A 20,591-nucleotide genomic window follows, 5' to 3' on the forward strand; every position below is an offset into this window, starting at 1 on the left:
ACGGACGGGCGTCCGGGACCGGCGGTCGGTCCGGCCCGGGCACGGGGGTGGTGGGCGGGGGCAGCAGACCGGCGGCGGTCGGGAACCGGCGGTGGCGGTCGGGGACCCGGTCTCGGTGACCCCGGGTTGGTGTCGGGAACCCGGGGGGTGGTCGTCGGGAACCCGGCGGTGCCGTCGGGAACCCGGCGGTGGCGGTCACGGCGTACCGGTACGGGTCCTCCCGCGGCCACCGGTCCGCGCGGGCCGCCACCCGCTGTCGGGTGCGCCGTTCCGGCTGCTGTCGGGTGCGGTGTTCCACCCGCTGTCGGGTACCGCGTTCCCGTCGTCGCCGGGTGCGGTGTTCCATCCGCTGTCGGGTGCCGCGTTCCCGTCGTTGCCGGGTGCGGTGTTCCATCCGCTGTCCGTTGTCACGTTCCACCTGCTGTCTGTTGCTGTGCGCTCGTCGGCCGCCGCCGGAACCGCCGGGGTTCCGGGGGCGCCGGCGGTCCTTGCGGTCCCGGCGCTCCGGCCGGTGCCGACGGTTCCGGCGATCCGGACGGCCCGGACGGCCCGGACGGTCCCGGCGCGGTGGGCGGGCTCCGCGCGGTGGACGGGCTCCGCCCCTCCGGCGGTCCGGGGGGACCGGGCGGGCCCGGCGTGCCCGGCGGCCACTCCGGGCCTGCCGGACGGGACGGCCGCGCGGGAGGGCGCGGCCGTGTCGGCCGAACCCGTCGAACCGGCCCAGCCGACCGAGGGCGCCGGGCCCGCCGGGTCGTGGCCGGCGAACCAGGCCACGGCCCGCGCGGTCAGGCGCAGGGCGCGGCGGTGCAGCCGGTGCGCCCGCCGGGCCGGCAGGGGGGCGGGCAGCAGCGCGGCGAGGTGCGGGGCGGGGCCGCGGGCCGCGAGTGCGGCGGCCGGGTGGCCCTTCATGAGCGGTGGGGGGCCGGCAGCCGCCCGGGCACGGCCGCCATCAGACGAGCACCCCGGCTTCCGCTCCCGCTCCTGCTTCCGCCTCGGCGGCGGTCAGCTCCGCCAGCAGGGCGATGGTCAGGCTCTCCAGGGCGGCCACCACAGCGGGGTCGGTGTACCGGCCGTCCTCGACGGCCAGCCCGCCGGCCCCGCCCACCGCGACCGGCTCGTGCGCGACGACCCGGACCCCGCAGCGGGCCAGCACCCCGGCCAGACCCGGCTGGGCGTCGAGGGCCCCGCGCGCCCCGGGGGAGGCGCTGGCCACGGCGGCGGTCTTGCCGCTGAGCGGAGTGGTGTCGCCGTCCCGGCGGGACAGCCAGTCCAGCGCGTTCTTCAGGGCGCCGGGCATCTCGCCGTTGTACGACGGGGTGCTGAAGAAGAGCGCGTCCGCTTCGCCGACGAGCGCCCGGGCCACGCGCACCGCGTCCGAGCCGTCCGTGCGCTCCAGCTCGGCCTCGTAGAGCGGCAGCGCCCCCACGGGCAGCAGCACGGTCTCGTGCGAGCCGGGCAGCCCGGCCAGGACGTGCCGTACGGTCGCCAGTACCGCGCTGTTCAGCGAGTCGCGGCGCGTACTGCCGGACACCAGGACGATCTTCGCCACGGGAACCCTCCTCCTCGGCCTCCCGTTCGGCAGGCCTTCGACTGGCCGCAGCCTCCCGCCCGCGGTTCCCGAACCCCTCCCGCTCCGTTCCCGGGAGCGGCTGCCGGGTCCCGGGGCGGGTTCCCGGGTGCCTGGGCGGGTTCCCGGGTCCGCTTCACGGGAGCGAAGGGCCGCGTGCTTCACTGGACGGGCAGGACCGACGTACGACGGACACATCGACGGAGAGAGAAGGCGTGCCGTGGCCGGGAAGCCGAGCGCAACGATCCGCTACACGACCATGCGGCTGGGCATCTTCTTCGGATGCCTGGTGGCCGTCCTCGGCCTGGTGAAGCTGGGCGTGCTGCCGTCCGGGATCGGCGACGCGAACTACATCTGGGTCGTGCTGCTGGCGCTCGTGCTGTCGGCCCCGCTGTCCCTGGTCCTCCTGCGCAAGCAGCGCGACGAGATGTCGCAGCAGATCAGCGGCCGGGTGGAGGGCGTGAAGTCCAGGCTGGCCGCGAACCGCAACCAGGAGGACGCGGCGGACGACGCCGCGCGGGCCGGCTCCTGAGCCCGTCCCTCCGCCCTCCGCGCAGGACCCGGCCGCGGGCCCGCGCCCGTAAGGTTCATCACATCGCAAACCGCCCCGGTACCGGACATCCCGTCCGTGACCGGGGCGGATGCGTTTCCGGGGGCCTTTCCGGACCTGCCGCCGGGGCCGTTCCCTGCCCCGAGCCCAAAGTCAGGCTTTGAGATTCTCAAAGGGAAAGTGTTAGCGTTTCAACATGTCGACCCGCGCCGCGCACCGATCCGCCAGGAGCATCCCGCTCGTGGCGCGCCGGCACGTCGACCTCTGCCGCCGTGTGTCCGCGGCCTGCTGCTGTCGCTGAAACCTCAGCCCCGCGCGAGTCTGAGCTGAGCCCGTGCGACTCGGCAGCGGTCCCGGCCGGCCCTCCCGGCTGCCGCACCGCAACAAGCGCCCGCAGAACCTTTGCCCGCCTGTCCCGCCCCCGTGCGTCATCCCCGGAGAGTGCCCGTGTCCGCGATACCGAAGAGCCAGACGGCCCCGAAGGGCCCGTCGTCCAAGCTCGCGCTGCCCGCACTGCCCTTCTGGGCGCAGATCGTCGCCGGCCTCGTGCTCGGCGTACTGCTCGGCTGGGTCGCCCGCAGCCACGACGTCAGCTGGCTGTACACCACTCTGGAGAAGGTCGGCGACATCTTCGTCCAGCTGCTGAAGCTGGCCGTGGCCCCGCTCGTCTTCTTCGCGATCCTGGTGTCGATCACCAACCTGCGGAAGGTGAACAACGCGGCCCGCCTGGCCTCGCGCACCCTCCTCTGGTTCATGATCACCTCGCTGATCGCGGTGGCCATCGGCCTCGCCATCGGCCTGCTGACCAACCCCGGCGCGGGCACCGGCCTGACGCCGAAGGACGGCAAGACCCCCGAGCACGCCGGCTCCTGGATCGACTTCCTCACCGGCATCGTCCCGACCGACGTGATCACCCCGTTCACCGAGCTGAACGTCCTGCAGATCGTCTTCATGGCCGCCGTCGCCGGCATCGCCGCCCTCCAGCTCGGCGAGAAGGCCGCCCCGGTCCTCGCGTTCAGCGAGTCCGTCCTGGAGCTCCTCCAGAAGGCCCTGTGGTGGGTCATCCGCCTGGCCCCGATCGGCACCGTCGGCCTCATCGGCTACGCCATCGCCGACTACGGCTGGGACCTGATCGGCAAGTACGCGACCTTCACCGCGGACGTGTACATCGGCTGCGCCCTGGTCATGTTCGGGGTGTACCCGCTGCTGCTCGCGACGGTCGCCAAGGTCAGCCCGCTCCAGTTCTTCAAGGGAGCCTGGCCCGCGATCCAGCTCGCCTTCGTCTCCCGCTCCTCGGTCGGCACCATGCCGGTCACCCAGAAGGCCACCGAGCGCCTCGGCGTGCCGAAGGAGTACACCTCCTTCGCCGTCCCGTTCGGCGCCACGACCAAGATGGACGGCTGCGCCGCGATCTACCCGGCGCTCGCCGCGATCTTCATCGCGCAGATCTTCGACGTCCCGCTGGGCGTGGGCGACTACCTGCTCATCGCCTTCGTCTCGGTGGTCGGCTCGGCCGCCACGGCCGGCCTCACGGGCGCCACGGTCATGCTGACCCTGACCCTCTCCACCCTGGGCCTGCCCCTGGAGGGCGTCGGCCTGCTCCTGGCCATCGACCCGGTCCTCGACATGATCCGCACCGCGACGAACGTGGCGGGCCAGGCCCTGGTCCCGGTCGTGGTCGCGGCCCGCGAGGGCATCCTCGACCGCGAGGCCTACGCTGCGGCCTCGTCCTCCCCGCTCGACGGCCCGGCGCCGTCCGCGCACGAGGCCGAGCAGAAGGCGACGGCCCCGGCCGCGGCCTGACCGCCCGCGCCCCGCGGGCGCGGCCCGGCCCCGGCCTGACCGCCCCGCTCCCGCAGCCCCGCACCCGGAACCCCCGTCCCTGCCGGACGGGGGTTCCGCGCGCCCCGGCCGTGCCGGTCCGGGTCACGGCGGGGTGGGGGTCGGGCGTCCCGGCCGTGCCGGTCCGGGTCACGGCCGGACGGGGCCGCGCGTCCCGGCCGTGCCGGCCTTCTGGTCACGGCGGGGTGGGGGTCGGGCGTCCCGGCCGTGCCGGCCTTCTGGTCACGGCCGGACGGGGGCCGCGCGTCCCGGCCGTGCCGGCCTCCTGGTCACGGCGGGGTGGGGGTCGGGCGTCCGGCAGGGGCGGGGGTCACCGCACCACGGGTCCCGCCCCGGCCCGCCAGTCCGCGATCCGCCGCCGGATGCCCGCCACCATCGGCAGCCCGTCCACCTCCTCCGGCGCGAACCAGCCCACCTCGTACGACTCGTCCGAGACCCGGACCGCCGTGCTCCCGGTCGGCCGGGCCAGCAGGCAGACGGAGAACTCCTGCCGCACCTCGCCGTCGTCGTACGCGAACACGTGCCGCGGGTCGGTGTACGTCCCCACGATCCCGACGACCTCGACGCTCACCCCGGTCTCCTCCAGGGTCTCCCGCACCGCACAGTCCCCGATGGACTCACCCAGCTCCATCTTCCCGCCGGGCAGCGCCCACATCCCGTTGTCCCTGCGCCGCTGCAACAGCACCCGCCCGTCCCCGTCCACGACCACCGCAGACGCCGCCGGCACCAGACTGTTCGCCTCGGGCGCATCGGGATCGTCCTCGTAGTCACGCCTGGCCATGGCTGCCGCCTTCCTTGGAGATGTGCCGCCCCAGCCGGAGCGGTTGATGGATCAAGTCCGTTCGGTCGTTCCGGGCGGTAGTGTCACCGGCATGGCCGAGTTCTTGCAGGTGTCGACGGCGACCGAGGACCGGCAGTCGGCCGAGTCCCTGGCACGGACTGCCGTGTCCGCGCGGCTTGCCGCGGGAGCGCAGATCGTCGGGCCGGTGCTGTCGGCCTTCTGGCACGAGGGAGAGTTCGGAACCGGGGAGGAATGGCAGCTCCTGTTCAAGATCCGAGCGGACCGCTACGCGGACCTGGAGCGGCACCTGTTGGACCACCATCCGTGGAAGAACCCGGAGATCGCCGCCGTACCCATCGTGGCCGGATCGCCGGCCTACCTTCACTGGCTGTCGACCGCCACGCATCCCGATCGCGCGGGCTGAGGCGACTCACGACGTGTTGGCTCTCTCCAGTACCTCGGCAACGGCCGGAACGCTCCGGTGCGGGGCCAGGCTACGCAGGGTCGGCCGGATCCGCTGAAGGGGGCGTACCGATGAGACCCCCGCTGCAAGGTCCAGGGCCCGGCCGATGGCATGCGCGGACTCCTCGGCCTCGCCGGCGGCGAGGTACGCGTCTGCGAGCCAGGTGAGGTACAAGCTCTTGTCCCGAGCGTGGGTGTCGTCGTACAGGCATAGTGCCTTCTCCAGTGCCGGAACGGCCCGGAGCGGCCGCCCCAGCTCGGTCCAGCAGCGGCCCGTCATGATGAGGAGTTCGGTCTCATCCACCCATGACGCCCAATCCGGTTGGTTCTCAGAACTCTTCTCGTGGAGGGCCTGCTCGGCGGTGTCCAGTGCATCCTGGGCCTGCATCGTGTCACCAGCGAGCGCGTAGGCCCAGGCCCGGCGCTCATGAAGGAGCGCGCGAACAGTGGACGGTGCTGTCGGCCCGGCGGTCTGACAGGATCGGACGGCGATGTCGACTCCGGCCTGTCGGTCTCCGCTGCTGCGCTGGTAGGCAAGGAAGGCCAGAGCATTTGCCGCCAGGGGTAGGTCTCCGGCCTCGCGCGCCGCAGCATGGCTTGCCTCGTACAGGCTCGTTGCCTCTGCTTGTTTGCCGCTGTCGAATGCGGCCCACCCTGCCTGCTGCGCTTGCTCGGCCAGGACGGAGAGCAGCTCCCTCCCGATGTCCTCGGTGTAACTGGCTTCTCGCAAAACGCTCTTGGTGGCCTGATATTCGGATACGTAGACCCGGAACGTATCGCCGCCGCCGAGGATCTCATCAAGACGGCGCAGCCGGGCTGTCCGCTGCCTGAGCTGGTCGGGGAATCCACGAGAGATCCGGCCCGCCCCACCAGCCGATTGAGGGCAGGCAAGAGCTGCGGCCAGCCCGGTTCCTGCCGACGCCTTGACGAAGCTTCTGCGATCCACAAGCGGGTCCCCTTCCACCGTCGTCCTCGTGGCACGCTCCGAAGGTGCGATGGGTCGGCCCGCCTCCCACCAGCGTGGGGCAAGTCCCAGCAGGTGGCCAGGGATGCGCAACGCATCCGCGATCTTGGTGATCTTTTCGAAGCTGGTGACGCTGCCCTCGCCGCGCGCCAACAGCCCGACTCGTTCGGGCTTCATGTCACAAGCGGCCGCGATTTTCGAGTAACTGATTCTCGCCTTTTCGCGGGCAAGGCGAAAGACGCTCCCGAAATCGTGGCCGGCAATGGCTGCCCTCATCTCGGCCTGGTCCAGAAGGTCCGGGGGAAGTGCCGTGAACGACTGCTGTGTGGTCATCGCATGCCCCATCACGCACGTTGGCGCAGTGTGTTGCTCAGCCTCGCACGGCAGGTTACCCATCGCGGGGATACCCGTGAGTGGGAAGTCAGCGCATTGGCCCCAGAGGAGGGTTGTATGGACAGACCCCCGCGACCGTGCGACCGGTTCGGGGGCGTGGCCCACGCTTGTGAGGAGCGTCAACGTGCTGCACGTGAGTGCCCTGTTCGGGGCTCTGCCGGTGCCCGGACGGGAGAACGTCCGATGAGGGAAGTGGTCCGCCGGTGGCGGCGGGAGTCCCGGTCCGCTCCGCGCGCCCGCGCCGAGTTGCGCAAGGTGCTGGCCGACTGGGAGCTGTCGGTCCTGGAGGAGGATGCCTTGGTCGTGGCTTCGGAGTTGGTGGGCAATGCCGTGCGGCATGCGGTCGGGCCGCGGGACCGGGAGATCGAGACCCGGTTCGTGCGGCTGGTGGACGGGGTGCGCATCGAGGTGCACGACGCGTGCCCGGCGCGGCCCGGGGTGCGGGTGGCGGGGGCCGACGAGGAGCGGGGCAGGGGGCTGCTCGTGGTTGCCGCGCTGGCGGACCGGTGGGCGGTCGGGGAGCGCGTCGGGATCGGGAAGCGGGTCTGGGCCGAGCTGTCCGTGCCGGGGGCGGGAGGGGAACGCCGTGGCTGGTGACGGGTTTTCGGGGTGGATGGTCGCGCCCGAGGGGGCGGGGCGCTTGCCGGTGACGGAAGTCGTCTGTACGAGCTGTCTCGGCGGGCCCGGTCCCGCGGAGGGCGGATCCGTCCCGGCCGCCTGGTGTGCGGCACACGCCCGGGAGACCGGGCACGCGGGCTTCCGGTGGACGGCCACGGAGCACTTCCGCGTCGTCCTCGCCGCGACGGCGGAGCGCTCCGGCTGAGGGCGCGGATGGTCCGTACCTCTGGTCCTGCTCAAATCGCTGGGTAATGGCGCGGGGCGGGCCGATCATGGCCGTGGGACGTGGCCCGGGTGGCGGGCGGTCCTCGTCTTCCAGGCGTTCACGGGGGTGGATCATGGCCGAAGCGGCAGCAGTGGTGGACGAGGCCGCGGCTCCGGACGCCGGGCCGGAGAACGGCGACACCGGGCGGCGCGGCCGCCGGCGGCTGGTGGCCGGGATCGCGGCCGCGGTGGTCCTCACGGGGGCGGCGGGCTGGGCCGCGTTCCGGCACGAGCCCGCGCTGGAGTTGGGAGCCCAGGGTGCCGGGCTGACGGCCCCCGCGGTCGGCGAGAGCCACTGGCCCAACCTCACCGTGACCTTGCGCAACATCTCCGACGACCCGGTGGACGTGCTCGGCGTGGAGGTGCTCGACGTGCCCGACGCGCTGAAGGTCACCCGTTACGCCGCCTTCACCAAGACGTACGAGGAATCGATGCCCCTCAGCATGGGGGATGAGGAAGTGGCCAAGGGGGCGGACGTCTCGGGCAAGCCCGTCCGGATCGCCCCGCACACCCTCAGCAGCACCTACTACCTGGCACGCCTGACCTTGGTCGGGAAAGCTCCCGCAGCCATCCACGACTGCCGCGTCACCTACCGCCAGGGCGGCAGCGAGTACACCCAGGACTTCACCTGCGACTTCTCCATGGGCGACCCGGACCTCTGACCGTCCCGCCCTCCCGATCCCCGCAGCCCCCGCCCCCCTCCCGGCGGGGGCTGCGGCCGTGTGCGGTGTGTGTGCCGGTCTTGTGCAGGGGGTTCTCAGGGCGGTTACCCGTCGGTTTAATTACCGCCGGTAACTTGCTGTCGGGCCGGGAGGCGTGCCGTGTCGTACGACCAGAGAGCCGATGCCGTTGCCGGAGGGGCCGCGAGCGGCCGGGGTGCCGCCGTCGTCGGGGAGCCGCTCAAGCGGGTGGACGGCGGGGTGGTGCGCGAGGTGTACGTGCCGCCGCTGGTGGCCGGGCCGCAGCACGGATCGCTCGGGGACCTGCCGTTCGCCAATGCCGCCGAGGCGCCGGGCGAGGCCGTCCTCTCGCGGAAGGCCGCGGACGGGAGCTGGGCCGACCTCACGGCCGGGGAGTTCGCCGACGAGGTGCTCGCCGTGGCCAAGGGGCTCATCGCCGAGGGCCTCCAGTGGGGCGACCGGATCGCGATCATGGCCCGGACCACCTACGAGTGGACCCTGCTGGACTTCGCCGCCTGGGCCGCCGGCCTGATCACCGTACCCATCTACCCCACCTCCTCCGCCCTCCAGGCCCGCTGGATCATCCACGACTCGGGCACCGTGGCCTGCGCCGTCGAGGACACCGCACAGGCCCGCATGATCAGCACCCAGCGGGCCCACCTGCCGGGCCTCGCCCACCTGTGGGAGTTCGACACCGGGGCCGTGGACCGGCTCAAGCGGGCCGGGGCGCACGTACCGGACGAGGAGGTGGCCGCCCGGCGGGCGGCGACCGGCCCGCAGTCCGTCGCCACCGTCATCTACACCTCCGGCACCACCGGCCGCCCCAAGGGCTGCGTGATCACGCACGCCAACTTCTTCGCCCAGGTGGACAACGCCGTCGAGCTGCTGCACCCCGTCTTCAAGAGCCTGAGCACCGAGCCCGCCGCCACCCTGCTCTTCCTGCCGCTCTCGCACGTCTTCGGCCGCATGGTCGCGGTCGGCTGCATCCGGGCCCGGGTCCGGCTCGGGCACGCGCCGAGCATCCGGACCGAGGACCTGCTGCGCGACCTCGCCGGCTTCCGGCCCACCTTCCTCCTCGCCATCCCGTACGTCCTGGAGAAGGTCTTCAACACCGGCCGGGCCACCGCCGAGAAGATCGGCCGCGCCGCCTCCTTCGACCGGGCCGCCCGCATCGCCCGCCGCTACGGCGAGGCCGTCGAGGCGCAGGAGCACGGCACCGGCCGCGGTCCCGGCCTCGGCCTGCGGATGGCCCGCGGGCTGTACGACCCGCTCGTCTACCGCCGCATCCGGGCCGCCCTCGGGGGCCGCGTCCGGTACGTGATCAGCGGCGGCTCCCCGCTCGGGCACCGGCTCGCCGCCTTCTACGCGGGCGCCGGCATCGAGGTGTACGAGGGCTACGGCCTGACCGAGACCACCGGCGCCACGACCGTCACCCCGCCGCTGCGGCCCCGCCTCGGCACGGTCGGCTGGCCGCTGCCCGGCACCTCCGTCCGGATCGCCGACGACGGCGAGGTCCTGCTCCGCGGCGGGCACGTCTTCGGCGGCTACTGGAACGGGGAGCGCGGGGTGGTGGAGCCCGCCACCGACCACGCCCACTGGCTGCCCACCGGGGACCTCGGCGCCCTCGACGCCGAGGGCTACCTGACGATCACCGGCCGCAAGAAGGACATCATCATCACCTCCGGCGGCAAGAACGTGGCCCCGGCCCCGCTGGAGGACTGGCTGCGCGCCCACCCGCTGGTCGGCCAGTGCATGGTGGTCGGCGAGAACCGGCCGTACGTCACCGCCCTCATCACCCTGGAGCCGGACGGCCTGCGGCACTGGCGCCAGATGCGCCGCAAGGAGCACCTGCGCCCGGCCGAACTGGTCCGGGACGAGGAGCTGCGCGCCGAACTCCAGCGCGCCGTGGACGAGGCGAACCAGCTGGTCTCCCGGGCCGAGTCGATCCGCCGCTTCGCCGTCCTGACCGCCGAATTCACCGAGGAGCGCGGGCACCTCACCCCCTCGCTCAAGCTGCGCCGCGCGGCGGTCGCCCGGGACTTCCAGAAGGAGATCGACGAGCTGTACGGGGGGTAGCCGCGGCCGGGCGCGGACGGGCGGGCGCGCCGAGCTCCGCTTATCGTGGTGCGGGGGTTCCGGGGGGCCCGAGGAAGGGGCGCCGTGCACCGGAGCCGTATCCGCATCCGTCCCCGCATGCGTTCCCGTACCCGTACCCGTTCCCGGACCGCCGCCGTCTGCGCCGCCGCCGCACTGCTCGCCCTGGTCCCCGCAGGCCCGGCCCTCGCCGGGCCCCCGTCCGCTGCCGCGCCCGCCGCCGGATCGGCCGCGGAACCCGCCGCCGTATCCGCCTCCGCCCCCGCCCCCCGGCCCGCCCCGCGCCGCGCCGCCGGCCTGGGCTGGGCCCCCTGCGCCAACGGCGTGCGCGACATGCAGTGCGCCACCCTCGCCGTGCCCCTGGACCACGCCGCCCCCGGCAAGGGCGAGGTCAAACTCGCCCTCGCCCGCATCCCGGCCACCGGCCGGCACCGGCTCGGCTCGCTGCTGCTGAACTTCGGCGGGCCCGGCGCCCCCGGCATCGACACCCTCGCCGCGAGCGCCCGCACCTTCGCCGACCTCGGCGAGGCCTACGACCTGGTGGCCTTCGACCCGCGCGGGATCGGCGGCAGCGAACCCGTCAGCTGCGGCGGGGCGCTGTCGGAGGAGGGCCCGCCGGCCGCCGACGCGGCCGCCGCCCTGGCCGCGCTGCGCGCGGTGGCCCGCAGCTGCGAGCGCCACTCCGGCCCGGTGCTCCCGTACATCGGCACCGTGCACGTGGCCCGGGACATGGACCGGATCCGGCAGGCCCTCGGCGACCGCCGCCTCAACTACCTCGGCTTCTCGTACGGCACCCGGCTCGGCGCCGTCTACGCCGCCGAATTCCCGCGCCGTACCGGCCGGATGGTCCTCGACGGGGTGGACACCCTCACCGAGCCGCTCGCGCAGCAGGCCCTGGTCTCGGCCCAGGGGCAGCAGCAGGCCCTCGACAACTTCCTCGTCTGGTGCGCCCACCGGCGGGACTGCGTGTACGGCACCAACACCCGCACCGCCAAGGAGAAGACCGCGGCGCTCGTGGCCCGGCTGGACCGGGAGCCGCTGGTCGGCGAGGACGGCTCGTACTTCACCGGCCAGGACGTGGCCGACGCGATCTCGGCGGCGCTCTACAGCCGGGACCTGTGGCCCGCGCTGGCCCGCGGGCTGCGGATGGTGGAGCGCGACGGGGACCCGACCGGGCTGCTGGAGATCGGCGGCCCGCTCACCCCGCCCGAGGAGGAGGCGGACTTCACCGGCCGGCCCGTGCCCGCCGACAACGAGGACGCGGCCCTGGCCGCCGTGAACTGCGCCGACGACCCGGACCGCGCCGCCCGGGGCAAGGACCCGGCGGCCGTGGAACGGGAGATCGAACAGCTGTCGGCCGAATTCCGGGCTGCGTCACCGGTGTTCGGGCCGCGCCAGCTGATGACCGTGCTCTCCTGCTACGGCCGCCCGGCCGGCACCGACTTCATCCGGAAGATCGACCGGCCGGGTGCCCCGCGGATGCTGCTGGTCGGCACCCGCGGGGACCCGGCCACCCCCTACCGGTGGACGCAGGAGACGGCCGCCCGGCTCGGTTCGGCAGTGGTGCTGGACTACAAGGGCGAGGGCCACGGCGCGTACCCGGCCTCCGCGTGCGTACGGGAGCGGGTGAACGCCTTCCTGATCGACGGGAAGCTCCCGTCGGGCACCCGCTCCTGCCCGGGCCCGGCCCGCTGAACCGGCCGACCGGGCCCGGGCGGCCGACCGGGCCCCGGCCGCCGAACGCCACCCGGGCCGGCCCCGGCCCGCCGCACCGGCGGACGGATCAGCAGTTGCCGTCCGCCGGGCGCCCCGCGAACCGGTCGGCCAGCCAGTCCGCGGCCGCCGCGGTGTGCGTGATCACCCCGCTGACGTGCTCGCCCACCCAGATCGTCGTCCAGTCCACGGCCGCGCCCCGCGCACACCAGTCGGCGCGCAGCTGCCGCCCCACCGCGTACGGGATCAGCTCGTCGCCGAGCGCGTGGTACTGGTGCACCGGGGCCGCCGGGGCGGTCCGGCCCAGCTTCGACTGGTTGAGGCGGGCCTGCCAGTCGGGCTGCGCCAGCGGGTCGGTGACGGTCAGGTCGGAGATCCGCTTGAAGGAGCCGACGGTGGAGTCCACGGCCACGCAGTTCTCCTTGAAGAAGCCGACCAGCGCCTTGCCCGCCGGGTTCAGGTACCGGTCGAGGTCAAGTTCCGGGAAGGCCGCGTCCTGGCCGGCGGCCGCCATGAAGATCAGACCGGAGCCGTACGAGCCGTTGTTGGACTCGGCCACCTTCAGCAGGTCGGCCGGGACCCCGCCGGTGGCGGTGCCCTTCACGTTCAGCTCGGGCGCGTACGAGCCCTGGAGCTCGGCCGCCCAGGAGGAGGCCTGCCCGCCCTGCGAGTAGCCCATGATGCCGACGGGCCCGTCGGCGGACAGCCCGGTCCCGGGCAGCCGCTGGGCCGCGCGGGCGGCGTCGAGCACGGCGTGCCCGGCGGAGGGGCCGACCGTGTAGGTGTGCACCCCGGGGGTGCCCAGGCCCTCGTAGTCGGTGACCACCACCGCCCAGCCGCGCTGGGTGAGCTGCTGGATCAGGTTGGCCTCCATGGCCGTGCCCTGCGGCAGGTTGGCGCTCGGGGCGCAGGAGTCGCCGAGGCCGACCGTGCCCACGGCGTACGTGACGAGCGGGCGGGGGCCGGTCCGGCCGTCCTGGGGGACGATCACGGTGCCGGAGACCACGTTCGGCCGTCCGTCGGCCGTGGTCGAACGGTAGTGGATCTTCCAGGCCCGGGTGTTGGTCCACTGCCCGGGCAGCGGGTGGAAGGCGGAGGGCTCGGAGCCGACGACGTCCCCGGGCGCGGCGGCCGCGGCGGCGGCCTGCGGGGACGGGTCCTGCTGCGCCGTGTCCGAGGCGGCCGCGGGGCCGGCGGGGAGACCGGCGGACAGGGCGGCGAGGACGGCGACGGCGGCCAGGGCGGCGGGCTTGCGGGTGCGGGTGCGGGCGCGAGTGCTGGTGCTGGCGCCGACGTGAGTGCCGGTGCCGGTGCCCGTGCGCACGGGCATGGGCATGGGCACGCGCAGGGGCTCGGGGGTGGGCTTCGGCTTGGGCGTGGGCATGGGCGTGGGCATGGGCGGCTCTCCCAGGTGTTCCGGTGGGGGTGGGACGGAGCGGGTGGTGCACGTGGCAGTGCGAAGGTAGTGACCGACCGGTCGGCACGGCGCTGACCGCGCAGCTCAGCTTTCCTGACCCCGCGGACCAGCCCGGTACGCCCCCGGCGTGGTGCCGGTCCACCGCCGGAACGCCCGGTGGAACGCCGTGTCCTCGGAGAAGCCGAGCCGGGCCGCCAGCTCCGCGATCGGCTCCCCGCCCTCCGCCAGCCCGGCGATCGCCGCGTCCCGCCGCACCTGGTCCTTGAGCTCCTGGAACGAGGTCCCCTCCTGCCGCAGCCGGCGGCGCAGCGTGGCCGGGCTGACCGCCAGCCGGCCCGCCGCCTCCCCGAGCACGGGCAGCCGGGGCGAGACCCGCAACTGCTGCACCAGCGTCCGGCGCACCTGCTCGGTCACCGTGACCGCCCCGAACTCCGGCCGCGACAGCAGGTCGAAGGGGGCCCGGCGCAGCATCGAATCCAGCGCGGCCTCGTCCCGTACCAGCGGGGCCGCCAGCCAGTGCGCGGCGAACACCGCCCCCGTACGCGGCTCGCCGAAGCGCACCGGGCACCCGAACAGCACGTCGTACTCGTCCTTGTGGGGCGGCGGCGGGTACGCGAAGCCCGCCGACAGCAGCGGGATGCGGCGGCCGATCAGCCAGCTGCACAGCCGGTGCCAGATGAGCAGCAGGCACTCGGCGAGGAACCGCTCCTCGTCGTCGGCCAGGGCGCTGCGCACGCTGAACCGGGCTTCCTCCCCGGCCCGTTCGAGCACCAGGTCGGGGCCGCCGGGGAAGAGCCGGTAGAAGTCGCTGCCGCGCCCGATGGCCGCCCCCAGGTCCCGGCAGCCCAGCGAGGCGTAGCACATCATCGCGAAGGTGCCGGGCCGGCTCGGGACCGCGGCCAGGCCCAGGAACTCGTCCCGGGTGCTGCGGTACAGGGCCCGGTACAGCCGCACGAACTGGGCGGGGGTGACCCGGGCCCGGTCGTCCCCGAGCAGCAGCGGCGGGATCTGCGCCTCCTGGAGCAGCGGCACCGTGTCGAGGCCGCTGCGGCGCGCCCCCGCGAGTACGGCCCGCACGTGGTGCACGGCAATCGTCCGCCTCCCCATGGCACGACGGTAGCCCCGATGAGCGCTCCGGTCAGCGGTGCTGACGCTTCCGGTCATGCCGCCGGCCCGGGCGCGCCGCCTAGCGTCGGTGGACCGCAGCCCGCAGCCCGAAGCCTGCCCGGGGAGGCAAGCGCATGGACGTACGGCCCCCGACCCTCGCGGTGTTCACCGCCTGGACCGCGCACCGGCACGGCCCGCAGACCGCACTGAGGTACCGCCGCGACGGCACCTGGCGGACCCTGACCTACGAGGAACTGCACGACCGCGTCCGGCACACCGGCCGCGCCCTGCTCGGGCACGGGGTGGCCGCGGGGGAGCGGGTGGCGGTGCTCGCCGAGACCCGCCCCGAGTGGACGTACGCGCACTTCGCGGTGATGGCGGCGGGAGCCTGCCTGGTGCCGGTCTATCCGACGGCCGGCGAGGAGGAACTCGCCTGGGTGCTCCGGGACTCGGGCGCGGTGGCGGTCCTGTGCGACGACGCGGGGCAGGCGCGGCGGGTGGCACGGCTGCGCGGCCGGCTGCCGGGGCTGCGGAAACTGCTGCTGCTCGACGAGGTGACCGGGGGCGGCGGGGGCGGCAGGGGCAGCGGGGTACGGGCGGCGGACGGCACGGCCGAGGAGCGCGGTACGGCCGAGGAGCGCGGCACGGCCGAGGCGCCCGGCACGGCCGAGGAACCCGGCGTCGGCACCGCCTCGGAACTCGCGGCCCGGGCCGCCGCCGTGCGCCCCGGGGACGAGGCCGCCCTCGTCTACACCTCCGGCACCACCGGCCCGCCGAAGGGCTGCCGGCTCACCCACGGCAACCTGGGCGCCGTGCAGGACGCCACCCTGCCGCTGGTCCGCGGCGGGCCGGGGGACTCCACGTACCTCTACCTGCCCCTGGCCCACCTGCTGGCCCAGCTGATCCAGTTCACGACCCTGCTGGAGGGCGGGGAGCTGTGCTACTTCGGCGGCCGGGTGGAGGACGTGCTCGCGGAGCTGGCCGAGGCCCGGCCCACCCATCTGCCTTCCGTGCCAAGGCTGTTCGAGAAGGTGCACGCGGTGGTGCGCGGGCTGGCGGAGGCGCGGGAGGGCGGGCCGGAGCGGTTCGAGGAGGCCGTGCGGCTGGGGCTGCTGGCCGCCGAGGGGCGGCTGCCGCCCGAGGCGCGGGCGGCGCACGCGGCGGCGGAGGAGTCGCTGTACGGGCCGGTCCGGGCGGCGTTCGGCGGCCGGCTGCGGTGGGCGCTGACCGGCGGGGCGCCGATCGCGCCCGCCACCCTGGACTTCCTGCGGGCCTGCGGGATCGCCGTGTTCGAGGGGTACGGGATGACCGAGTCGGGCGGGGTCGTCAGCCTCAACCACCCGGGTGCGGTCCGGTACGGCTCGGTGGGCCGGCCGGTGGCGGGCTGCGAGGTGCGGATCGCGGCCGACGGGGAGGTCCTGGCCCGCGGGCCCATGGTGTTCCCCGGCTACCACGGCGACCCGGACGCGACCGCGGAGGCGCTGGACGCGGACGGCTGGCTGCACACGGGGGACCTCGGGGAGCTGGACGCGGACGGCTTCCTGCACATCACCGGCCGGAAGAAGGAGCTGATCATCACCTCGGCGGGCAAGAACCTGACGCCCACGGAGGCCGAGTTCGCGCTCCAGCAGTCCCGCTGGGTCGCGCGGGCGGTCCTGGTCGGGGACCGGCGCCCGTATCCGGCGGCGCTGGTCACCCTCGACCGGGACGAGATCGAGGCGTGGGCGGTGCGCGAGGGGGTGGAGCCGGGGGCGGCGCTGCATGCGGATCCGCGGATCCGGGCGCTGGTGGCGGGGGCGGTGGAGTCGGCCAACGCGACGCTGTCGCGTCCTGCGCGGATTCGTGCCTTCCGGATCCTGCCCGGGGAGTTCGGGGTCGCGGACGGCACGCTCACGCCGACGCTCAAGCTGCGCCGGGGCGAGGTGGCGCGGCGCTACGCGCACGAGATCGACGAGCTGTACGCCGACCCCGCGGGCCCCTGACGGGGGCTCCGCCCCCGGACCCCGCGCCTCGATCGCCGGCGGGGCTTGAATGTGCCCCCCGTGGCCCGGAACGTGCGGCCCGCCGTCGGGCTTCGGGGGCTCCGCCCCCGGACCCCCGGTCCTCAAACGCCGGACGGGCTGATTCTTGCCCCCGCCCGGACTTCACCTGCGGGCCGCGGTTCGCCCCGGAGCGGAACCTGGCCCGCGGACTGGACGCTGCGGGGCAAAATCCAGCCCCGCCGGCGATTGAGGCGCGGGGTTCGGGGCGGAGCCCCGGGGGGCCGGGAAACGGGTGGGGCCCCGCTCCGTCCCCCGGCGGGGGACGGAGCGGGGCCCCGTGAAGGCATGGGCTAGAAGATGCCCGTGATGCGCGTCGCCCAGGAGCCGTCGCCCACCACGACCGGCGATCCGTGCCCCGTCGCGTTCGCCCCGTAGAAGCGCAGGACACCCGTACCGCTCGTGCCCCCGTTCAGCGTGGCCCAGAAGTCGCCCGCCTCCTGCCCCTCCGTCGGCACGAACTGCTTGTACGTGCCCTTGTCCACGACCTCGCCCTGGACGTTCGGCGCGCCCGCGAACTTCAGGACGTTGGACGGCTGCCAGCCGGACGCCCCGTACAGCACCTTGGCACCGGTGAAGTACGTGGTGTTGCCCTGGCCGTCGTCGGGGCGGGTGCCCGTGTAGAGGTAGAGGCGGCCGTACTCGCCGTTGGCGGTGTCGGTGCCCCGCCAGCGGCCCAGGAGGTCGGGGATCTGGTCGCCCGTGACGTCGCCCGTCGCGACCACGTCGTAGGAGGCCCAGCCGCTGCCGCCCGCGGACTTGCCGGGCTTCAGCTTGTAGGTGCCGGTCTCCATGTCGAGGGGGCCCTCGGCGGTGCCGGTGTAGGCGGTGAGGGAGTTGTTCTCCACCACGATCAGGTCGTTGCCCGGCATCCCGTCGGCGTTGCCCGGGGCGACCAGCATGCCCGTGCCGGCCCAGCTGCCGGGGACGTTCCACTTCTGGGCGTCGGAGCCGTTGCACTTGTAGAGCGCCAGGCGGGTGCCGTTGGCGGTGTTGACGCCCGGCAGGTCGAAGCACAGGTTCGTGACCGGGTTGTACAGCGCGCCGTCACCGCGGTCCACCCAGCGCTGGGCCGGGGAGCCGTTGCACTGGTACAGCTGGAGCTGGGTGCCGTTGCCGCCGCGGCCCCACGGCACGTCCACGCACTTGCCGAGGACCTTCAGGGCCCCGCCGGTGAGCTCGAAGTCCTGCGCGCTGGTGCCGTTGCAGTCGTAGTACTGGATGGCGGTGCCGTTGGCGGTGTTGCTGCCCGCCACGTCCACGCACTTGCCGCCGGCGCCCTTGAGCGGGCCGGTCTGCTTGCCGGTCGGGTGGATCAGCTCCTTGCGGCCCGCGGTCAGCGGGTTGCCGTTGCCGTCGCCCGGGTACAGGTAGACCTTGTTGCCGATCTTGACGAAGTAGTCCTCGTACCCGTCCTTCGTCTGGCCTTCCACGGCCGAGATCACGTCGCCGCGGTGGACGATCTGCGCGCCGTCCCACTCGCCCTGCGAGGGCAGCACCCGGCCGTCGGCGTGGTTGCCGTCGCCCTTGCCCGCGTAGTGGACCAGGTTGCCGGTGTTGTCGGTGGCCAGCATGTCCACGTGGCCGTCGCCGTCGAGGTCGCCCGGCTGGTCCCCGCGGACCCGGCCGTCGGGGGCGCGCACGAAGGCGGGCGGCTGGGTGACGATCATCGTGGTGTCGGTGGCCGCGCCCTCGCCGTCGTACGGGGAGGTGTTGCCCGCCGGGTCGTACGCCTGCACGTGCAGGCGGTTGTTGGGCCACAGGCTCGGCCGGAGGGTGACCGTGGCCGTGCCGGCCGCGTCCGCCTTGACGTACGTACCGCCCGCGCACCGGGTGCCGGAGGTGGGCAGCGGGGTGTTCAGGGAGTAGCAGAAGCCGTCCGTGTCGGACGGGACCGAGGAGGTGAACTTCAGCTTCCGGTCGGTCCGGGCCGGGGCGGAGGCCACGTCGAGCGCCAGGCCGTCCGCGGAGGCCACCGAGGGCTTCGGCGGGGCGGTCTTGTCCACGTTGAAGCCGCACTGCGCGGTGTAGCCGGAGGTGTCCACGCCGTCCTCGGCGCGCACGAACCACTTGTAGCGCTTGCCGTCACCGAGGGAGGAGATGGCGATCGGCGCGTACGCCGTGCTGCCGGAGGCCACGTCCACCCGCGGGGAGGCCACGGTGGCGCCCCCGTACTCCCACAGCTGGAAGGCCGCGGTGACGTTGGTGCCGGGGTCCGGGTCGGAGACCGCGGCGGCCAGGGTCAGGTCGGTGCGGCCGACGGTCGGCCAGGTGGCCGGGTCGTCGGTGCACACCAGCTGCTCGGCGTTGCCGGGCGGGCCCTGGTGGAAGGCGCTGGAGTCCACCTTCGGAGCGCGGTTGTAGATGATCTCCAGGCTGGGGTTGTTCTGGAACTTCTTCCAGCTGGAGGCCGAGCCCTCGTGGGAGGCGGCCGACCGCAGGCCCAGGGTCAGGTTGGCACTGCCGCTGTTGGCGACGTCCTGGACCAGGCTCTTGAGGGCGTCGGTCTTGAAGTCCTCGCCGGCGGCCTTGCAGCTGTCGCCCCAGCCGTGGGCGAAGGACTTGGACTGGAGCGTCTTGTTCCAGGAGGGCTGGTTGTTCCAGGTGGTGCCGGTCCCGATGGGGCCGGTCCAGCCGAGCTCGACCGGGGTGGCGGTGCAGGACCAGGAGTAGGTGTTGAAGACGTTGAACGTGGCGTCGGTGATCTTCGCCCCGGCCAGGCCGGAGGTGTTCAGCTGGAAGAACGACCGGGCGGTGCCGTACGTCTGGGTCTCGTGGCCGACGCGGGCGAGCTTGTCGGAGAAGCTGCCGCCGTTCCAGTACGCGGTGTTGGCCAGGTTCGTACCGTCCTGCTTGTACGCCATGGCCCAGTTGACGCGGTTGCCGCCGCTGAAGACCGGGTCGATGACCACCGGGAAGACGGTCTTCGGGTCGGTCAGCAGGCCGGTGTCCGGGGTGATGGTGAGGCTGTCGCCGGTCACCTTCGCCGGCATCTCGGCGGTCTCGGACGGCGGGGTCAGCTGCTCGGGCGTACCGCCCGCGCGCAGCTCGGAGGCCTGCGCCCCGGTCAGGTGGGAGGAGTCCCACATGGCGGGGGCGGGGGCGCTGAACAGCGCGTCGCCCTCGGCGTCCACGGCCTTGAGGCCGCCCTTCGCGTCCGGCTTGAGGCCCAGGCCCTTGTTCTTCAGGCCGAAGGTGAGCTTGGCCAGGCGCGGGTTCTTCGCGGCCTCGGCGTTCTTGACGACGAGGTGCTGGGCGAAGCCGTCGACATCGGCGACGAGCTTGAGGTCCACGCCCGGGAGCACCTCGGGGTAGAGGGCCGACTCGCCCTCGACGCGGGGCGCGGGCAGCGGGTCGGGCCAGCTGAGGGAGAGGGTCTTGCCCTCGCGCTGGAGGGTGGCCAGGGGGGCGGTTCCGCCGCCGGAGAAGGAGAAGGGGAAGGTGGCGGCGGCCGGGGCTATCCGGCCGTCGGCGGTCTTCTCCAGGGTGGCGTCGGCCTGCTGCCAGGTGCCGTCGGCCTTGGTGAACTCCGGGCGGACGTACTGCCGCCAGGTGAAGCTGCCGTCGGGGTTGGCGATGACCTGGGTGTTCTCGTCCCGCTGGGCGAGCACCTCGACCGGCTTGCCGGACTCCTCGGCCTGCTCGGAGGCCTTCTCCTCGCCGGGGCCGTAGGCCGCCTTGGGCGCTGCCTTCGGGGCCTGCGGGGCCTTCGGGTCCGCGGCGGGGGCCGCGGCGCCGGTCTGCGCGCCGCCGTCCGCCCCGTTCGCCGCGCCGCCCTGCCGGGCCGCCTCGGCGGCCGCCCGCTCGGCGCGGGCCACGGCCTCGGCGGCCGCTTCGTCGGCGAATGCCGACGGGGCCATTGCCAGCGGCGTCAATACTCCGGCGCCGAGCGCGGCTGCCACAACGGCAGCCGAAAGGCGGCGCTTTCGCCGCCCTCTCACCGCTCCAGGTTCCTTCACCGGATTCCACCCCACATTGCCTTGTGATCGTTCTCTGCTTTGCAGAGGATAACCACGAGATAAAGCCGGCCCCGGTGCCGGCGGTGGCCCCGAAGGGTTCCCGAGGCATCCGGAGTGATGGACTCCACATATAACAGAGCG

16 protein-coding genes are annotated in these 20,591 nt (G+C 73.9%); 9 read left to right on the forward strand and 7 right to left on the reverse strand.

Annotation, left to right across the window (positions count from 1 at the left end; genetic code table 11):
- Nucleotides 1-195: 195 nt before the first annotated feature.
- Both ACZ407_RS06980 and ACZ407_RS06985 read right to left on the reverse strand, forming a co-directional pair.
- Complete coding sequence (locus ACZ407_RS06980; RefSeq protein WP_468126167.1) at nucleotides 196-909, reverse strand: hypothetical protein; 714 nt, start codon at nucleotides 907-909, stop codon at nucleotides 196-198.
- 40 nt (nucleotides 910-949) lie between these two features.
- Complete coding sequence (locus ACZ407_RS06985; protein ID WP_468126169.1) at nucleotides 950-1,549, reverse strand: NADPH-dependent FMN reductase; 600 nt, start codon at nucleotides 1,547-1,549, stop codon at nucleotides 950-952.
- Nucleotides 1,550-1,826: 277 nt separating this feature from the next.
- On the opposite strand from ACZ407_RS06985, the gene ACZ407_RS06990 reads away from it, so the two are divergent.
- Nucleotides 1,827-2,099 (forward strand): DUF4229 domain-containing protein, encoded by a 273-nt coding sequence (locus ACZ407_RS06990; protein WP_468126551.1) that lies wholly within the window; start codon nucleotides 1,827-1,829, stop codon nucleotides 2,097-2,099.
- 465 nt (nucleotides 2,100-2,564) lie between these two features.
- A complete protein-coding gene (locus tag ACZ407_RS06995; RefSeq protein ID WP_468126171.1) occupies nucleotides 2,565-3,920 on the forward strand; it encodes a dicarboxylate/amino acid:cation symporter in 1,356 nt (451 codons plus the stop codon).
- Nucleotides 3,921-4,269: 349 nt separating this feature from the next.
- Here the strand turns inward: ACZ407_RS06995 and ACZ407_RS07000 are convergent, their stop codons facing one another.
- The gene (locus ACZ407_RS07000; protein ID WP_468126173.1) at nucleotides 4,270-4,740 is read right to left on the reverse strand and encodes an NUDIX domain-containing protein; all 471 of its coding nucleotides are present in this window, start codon (nucleotides 4,738-4,740) and stop codon (nucleotides 4,270-4,272) included.
- A 91-nt stretch (nucleotides 4,741-4,831) separates the two neighbouring features.
- Between ACZ407_RS07000 and cutA the strand changes: the two genes are divergently transcribed.
- The gene (gene cutA / locus ACZ407_RS07005; RefSeq protein ID WP_468126175.1) at nucleotides 4,832-5,164 is read left to right on the forward strand and encodes a divalent-cation tolerance protein CutA; all 333 of its coding nucleotides are present in this window, start codon (nucleotides 4,832-4,834) and stop codon (nucleotides 5,162-5,164) included.
- Between the two features lie 6 nt (nucleotides 5,165-5,170).
- Here cutA and ACZ407_RS07010 read toward each other — a convergent pair whose 3' ends face one another.
- Nucleotides 5,171-6,499, reverse strand: a complete 1,329-nt coding sequence (locus ACZ407_RS07010; protein WP_468126176.1) for a helix-turn-helix domain-containing protein — start codon at nucleotides 6,497-6,499, stop codon at nucleotides 5,171-5,173.
- A 243-nt stretch (nucleotides 6,500-6,742) separates the two neighbouring features.
- On the opposite strand from ACZ407_RS07010, the gene ACZ407_RS07015 reads away from it, so the two are divergent.
- The 5 genes from ACZ407_RS07015 to ACZ407_RS07035 all read left to right on the forward strand — a co-directional run bounded on the left by ACZ407_RS07015 (nucleotide 6,743) and on the right by ACZ407_RS07035 (nucleotide 11,910).
- Nucleotides 6,743-7,156 (forward strand): ATP-binding protein, encoded by a 414-nt coding sequence (locus tag ACZ407_RS07015; protein ID WP_468126178.1) that lies wholly within the window; start codon nucleotides 6,743-6,745, stop codon nucleotides 7,154-7,156.
- 16 nt (nucleotides 7,157-7,172) lie between these two features.
- A complete protein-coding gene (locus ACZ407_RS07020) occupies nucleotides 7,173-7,382 on the forward strand; it encodes a DUF7848 domain-containing protein (RefSeq protein WP_468126553.1) in 210 nt (69 codons plus the stop codon).
- A gap of 133 nt (nucleotides 7,383-7,515) precedes the next feature.
- Nucleotides 7,516-8,103, forward strand: coding sequence for a hypothetical protein (locus ACZ407_RS07025; RefSeq protein WP_468126180.1), 588 nt, complete (start codon nucleotides 7,516-7,518; stop codon nucleotides 8,101-8,103).
- 246 nt (nucleotides 8,104-8,349) lie between these two features.
- Entirely contained in the window at nucleotides 8,350-10,197 is a 1,848-nt protein-coding gene (locus ACZ407_RS07030; RefSeq protein ID WP_468126554.1) for an AMP-dependent synthetase/ligase, read from the forward strand.
- 117 nt (nucleotides 10,198-10,314) lie between these two features.
- Nucleotides 10,315-11,910 (forward strand): alpha/beta hydrolase, encoded by a 1,596-nt coding sequence (locus ACZ407_RS07035; RefSeq protein WP_468126181.1) that lies wholly within the window; start codon nucleotides 10,315-10,317, stop codon nucleotides 11,908-11,910.
- Nucleotides 11,911-11,998: 88 nt separating this feature from the next.
- On the opposite strand, the gene ACZ407_RS07040 is transcribed toward ACZ407_RS07035, so the two are convergent.
- Both ACZ407_RS07040 and ACZ407_RS07045 read right to left on the reverse strand, forming a co-directional pair.
- The gene (locus ACZ407_RS07040) at nucleotides 11,999-13,324 is read right to left on the reverse strand and encodes a lipase family protein (RefSeq protein ID WP_468126182.1); all 1,326 of its coding nucleotides are present in this window, start codon (nucleotides 13,322-13,324) and stop codon (nucleotides 11,999-12,001) included.
- A gap of 105 nt (nucleotides 13,325-13,429) precedes the next feature.
- A complete protein-coding gene (locus ACZ407_RS07045) occupies nucleotides 13,430-14,452 on the reverse strand; it encodes an AraC family transcriptional regulator (protein WP_468126183.1) in 1,023 nt (340 codons plus the stop codon).
- A gap of 134 nt (nucleotides 14,453-14,586) precedes the next feature.
- Between ACZ407_RS07045 and ACZ407_RS07050 the strand changes: the two genes are divergently transcribed.
- Nucleotides 14,587-16,434 (forward strand): AMP-dependent synthetase/ligase, encoded by a 1,848-nt coding sequence (locus ACZ407_RS07050; RefSeq protein WP_468126184.1) that lies wholly within the window; start codon nucleotides 14,587-14,589, stop codon nucleotides 16,432-16,434.
- 350 nt (nucleotides 16,435-16,784) lie between these two features.
- Here the strand turns inward: ACZ407_RS07050 and ACZ407_RS07055 are convergent, their stop codons facing one another.
- Nucleotides 16,785-20,351, reverse strand: coding sequence for a ricin-type beta-trefoil lectin domain protein (locus ACZ407_RS07055; protein ID WP_468126185.1), 3,567 nt, complete (start codon nucleotides 20,349-20,351; stop codon nucleotides 16,785-16,787).
- Nucleotides 20,352-20,591 lie beyond the last annotated feature (240 nt).

This window comes from Streptomyces sp. NPDC030809 (genome assembly GCF_055572195.1).